This window comes from Kitasatospora sp. NPDC057518, from assembly GCF_042802075.1.
Lineage (GTDB): Bacteria > Actinomycetota > Actinomycetes > Streptomycetales > Streptomycetaceae > Kitasatospora.
On the sequence record NZ_JBHVEU010000632.1, the window covers coordinates 1 to 3,856 of the forward strand.

Genomic DNA, 3,856 nt, shown 5'->3' on the forward strand with positions numbered 1-3,856 from the left:
GGTTCAACTCCCCCCTCGCGCACAGATGAACGGCCGGTTGATCTTCGGATCAACCGGCCGTTCTTTGTTGTCCGGACGCGCGGGGTTCAGTGCTTGTCGTAATGGCGGCAGAGCAGGACGCCGCCGAGGACGGTGAAGAAGGTGTCGAGGCCGGCCTTGACCGTCGCGATCACGAAGCCGGAGTCCGGTTCCTTGAGCATGATCCGGTTGTTCAGCAGGGCCGTCGCGGGGGAGATCGCGAGCAGGACCTGTGCCGCGCCCTCGTCGGCGTCCTCCGTCGTGCCGTCGACGATCCGGGCCACGGCCCCGCGCAGGTTCCAGAAGCAGCCCTTGAACATCAGGAGGACGGGGATCGGGTCCCCGGCGTCCGCCAGTTTCGAGAGCCACCCCTTGAACGCGGTCCGGTAGACCACGGCCAGGACCGCGAACGCGAGGGCGAACAGGGTGGCGACGAGGGCGATGGCCCAACCCGGCGTCGTGGTCGTTTTCAGCACCGTGGTCGCGATGTCGAAGACCACGAGGGTGAACAGCAGGTTGGCGACCTGGACGAGCGGGCCGAGGTAGGGCCAGTCGAGGCCCTGCGCGCTCTCGTAGGCGAGGAGGTCGCCCGCCGCGTAGAAGGCGAACTGCATGGTCTGCAGGATCGCCGCGACCAGCAGCCACGTCTTGTCCGTGGGGGTGAGCGTGTCCCTGGGGGCGGACCCGTGCCTCAGGGCCTTCAGCGGGGTGGACTTCTCGGGGAAGGGCTCGGCGCCCTTGCCCTTGATCAGCCGGTAGACCAGTGTCACCGGGAGCGCGCCGAGGAGGCAGACCGCGCCGTTGACGGTCAGTGGCGCGTCCGGATCGCCGGCCTGCTTGGCGATCCACTTCCAGAGCTTCCCGAGGATTCCGGCGTCGCGTTCGGCGGTCAGCGCCGTCTTCAGCTTGCCGACGGCCTTGGAGACCAGGTCGACCATCGCGTGGACCAGGACGTCCCCGAAGTCGAGGGCCGCCAGGGCCAGTTGCTCGAACGATTCGAGGAGCTTGGCGAGGGTGGAGGCCTTGAGGTCCTGGGGGTTGGCGGCGAGTTTCGTGAAGCCTTCCAGTAGGTCACTTACGCCGTTGACGAACTCCCCGCCGGCCTGCTTCAACGTGGGGGCGCAGGCGTTCCAGGCGTCGTCGTCGACGATCTCCTTGTCGCCGGCCTGCGACGCGACCGACATCCCGGCCGCCTTGTCCTGGAACCAGTTGAGGTGGGCGTTGCCCCCGCCGAGGTCGGCGAGTTTCGCGTCCCCGATGACGGGCACGTCCTGCTTGCCCTTCCCGGACCAGGTGTCGAAGCTGCCGACCGTCGTGTCCCCGAGCTTGGCGCGGGCGCCGTCGAAGGTCCTCTGGACGCTGTCCCTCTCTTTCTTGATGAAGTCGTCGGCGAGCTTGCCGACCTCGGCCACGGCGGCCTCGGCCTTGTCGAGCATGCTGAGGACGGAGCCCTCGAAGACCTTCTTGGTGCGCCAGATCGCGGGGAAGTCGAACCACGCGGCCAACCAGTCGACGACGTTGAGGAGTTTCGAGCCGATCACGTTGAAGACGCTGCCGATGAAGCCCCAGACCGCCTCGATCGCCTTCTTCACCGAGGTCCAGAACGTCTTGAGCTCCTTCCCGATCCGGGCGATCACGGCGAGGATGCCGTTCTTCGTGTCGAAGGTGATGCTCACGGGTGTGATGACCCCGCTGTGCAGGCCCGCGTGGAGGTCCCCGAAGGCGATCGGGGAGTCCTCCCAGGAGTCGTCGGGAGCCTCCGGCACTTTGAGCTCCTCGTACACGAGCTCCGGGGCGCCGGTGCCTTGCCGCACCGACAGCCGGAAGCTGGGCGCGTCCTGCGACATCGGACTGGCCTTGTAGCCGGCCATGGCCGTGATCGCCTTGGCTGCCGGCACGGCGACCAGTTTGGACTTCGCAGCCCAGGGCGCCAGGGAGTCGTGGGTCGGGTGCCCGGCCTGGCCGGGCACCTTCGCGCCGGCCAGGGCACCGCTGCCGAAGTCGGGCAGGGGGCCGGCGGGGTTGGTGAGGTTGAGCTTCTTGTTCTTGGTGCCGCGCAGGTAGTCCTCGGTGTCCCGCGAGGGCCGCAGGGCGACGTCGTCGATCCCCGGGACCTTGAGGATGAGGTCGGGAGCGGACAAGCCGGTCGGGGTGAAGGTCAGGGTGATCCTGCCGAACAGGTCGGTTTTCAGGGGGGTCGGCTGGTCGGTGATATCGGTGACCTGGCCGTCGAAGGCGACCTCGCCCGAGGTGTTGCCGGGGGCGCGGGCGAGGGTCACATGCTGCCCCGGCATGGGCGCACCGAACTGGTCGAGGAGGGTGGCCTCCAGCCGGTAGCGCTTGACCTCCTTGACGCCCGCCGCGGGGTCGTGGACGTGTACCCGCCGCCACAGGCCGGTGGCGCTGTCCTGGACGTCGAGCCGGAGCTCGTTCTTCGTCTCGTCGCCGGGCTCGGTGCCCGCCTCGACGAGGAAGACGGTCGAGGTCTCCAGCGGCGAGGGCGGCGTGGCGACGGCGACCACGTCCTTCTGGAGCGGGATTCCCGGCAGTGCCGCGCCCTGGGCGGGCAGGCGGTGGATCCAGCAGACGTGGTCGGTGTCGACGACGTAGACGGCACGGCCACCGTCAGCCGTGGGATGGGAGTCCACCCGGACGGTGCCCTTGTCGTGGAGCTTCTGGCCGACCTTCAGCGCGTCGCGGTCACCGAGCACCGTCCACAGGCCGTCGGCCGAGTCGGTCACCAGGAAGGTCACACCCTCGCCCGTCGCGAAGCCGGTGACGACCTGCTTGGCCTGGAAGGGGAGCGTGTCGGTCTGGATGGAGTACCCCGTACCGAGAGTTGCCCCCGAGGCGATCACCGTGCCCGAGTCCACGCTCGCCAGCACGACCTCGGTGCCCGAAAGCGCAGCGGCCACGGGGACGCCGTTCGGGCCGGGCGTGCTTGTGGGGAGGTAGGCGTCCCCCTGATCCTTGGATCTGATCCAGAGTCCCGATGCCCCCTTCGGTACGGCGTACGTCACAGGATCCCCCTGTGTCGTGTACGTCGTGTCGACAGTTTCGTAGTTCCGCTGAGGCAGACCGGTGGTGTCGAGCGGAACGGGTTCCGCCCACTGGGTGCCGTCCTGGGACAGCTCCACGGTGAAGACCTGGCTGACGAGGTCTTGAGGGTTGGTGGACCCGAAGAGGAATTCCGCGACCACCCTCCGAGAGCCGTTTCCGGGCGTCACGGTCACCGTGAGGTCCCTGAACACCCAGCCGGGCTGCTCGGCCTGCTCCTGGAGCCAGTCCTCGAACGGGCTGGTGACGCGCCAGCCGGTGGGGGTGCCCAGGGCACGGGCCACGTGCTTGATGTCGGGGACCGGGCCCGATCGAGGGGAGAACACCAGGGCCTGGTGCCCGTCCGAGTCCGAACCCGCCTTCTCTCCGGGGTTGTGGAACGCGAGGACCGGCTTGCGGCGGGCGGTGTCCACAATCACCGGCCCGCCCAGGACCACGTCCTGGCTGAGGACTTGGGTGACCTCCACCCGGTCTGCTGTGCGGCTGCGCAGCCGCCGGTCGGTCTCGCTCGGCGCCATCATGAGCGGCTCCATTTCGGTTGGGAGGCGAACCAGCTTGGTTCGCGCACTGTGTACCCGGGCCGTGAGCGCGCCCGTGCGGCGAACGGTGACGTTCCCACCAACAGCCCTTTCCGGAGGGAAGACGGGCAGAGACCGTCCCCGCAGGGCAGACCGCCGGGCCGGGGGCAAGGGTTTCGACCAGGGACGAATTCCTGGCTCCGGCGCGGCGATCGGAGCATCGTCGTCACCAGCGAAGCCACGCCGGCCCCGCGACGGACGAC

Annotated in this window: 1 protein-coding gene; it reads right to left on the reverse strand. The window is 68.8% G+C overall.

Annotated features, from left to right (window positions below; genetic code table 11):
- Nucleotides 1-86: 86 nt before the first annotated feature.
- A complete protein-coding gene (locus ACFU7Z_RS37480; protein ID WP_380782572.1) occupies nucleotides 87-3,596 on the reverse strand; it encodes a hypothetical protein in 3,510 nt (1,169 codons plus the stop codon).
- Nucleotides 3,597-3,856 lie beyond the last annotated feature (260 nt).

What these genes read in the sequence shown, in the direction of transcription:
- ACFU7Z_RS37480 (WP_380782572.1), bottom strand. Translation starts at nt 3,596, where the DNA reads ATGATGGCGCCGAGCGAGACCGACCGGCGGCTGCGCAGCCGCACAGCA.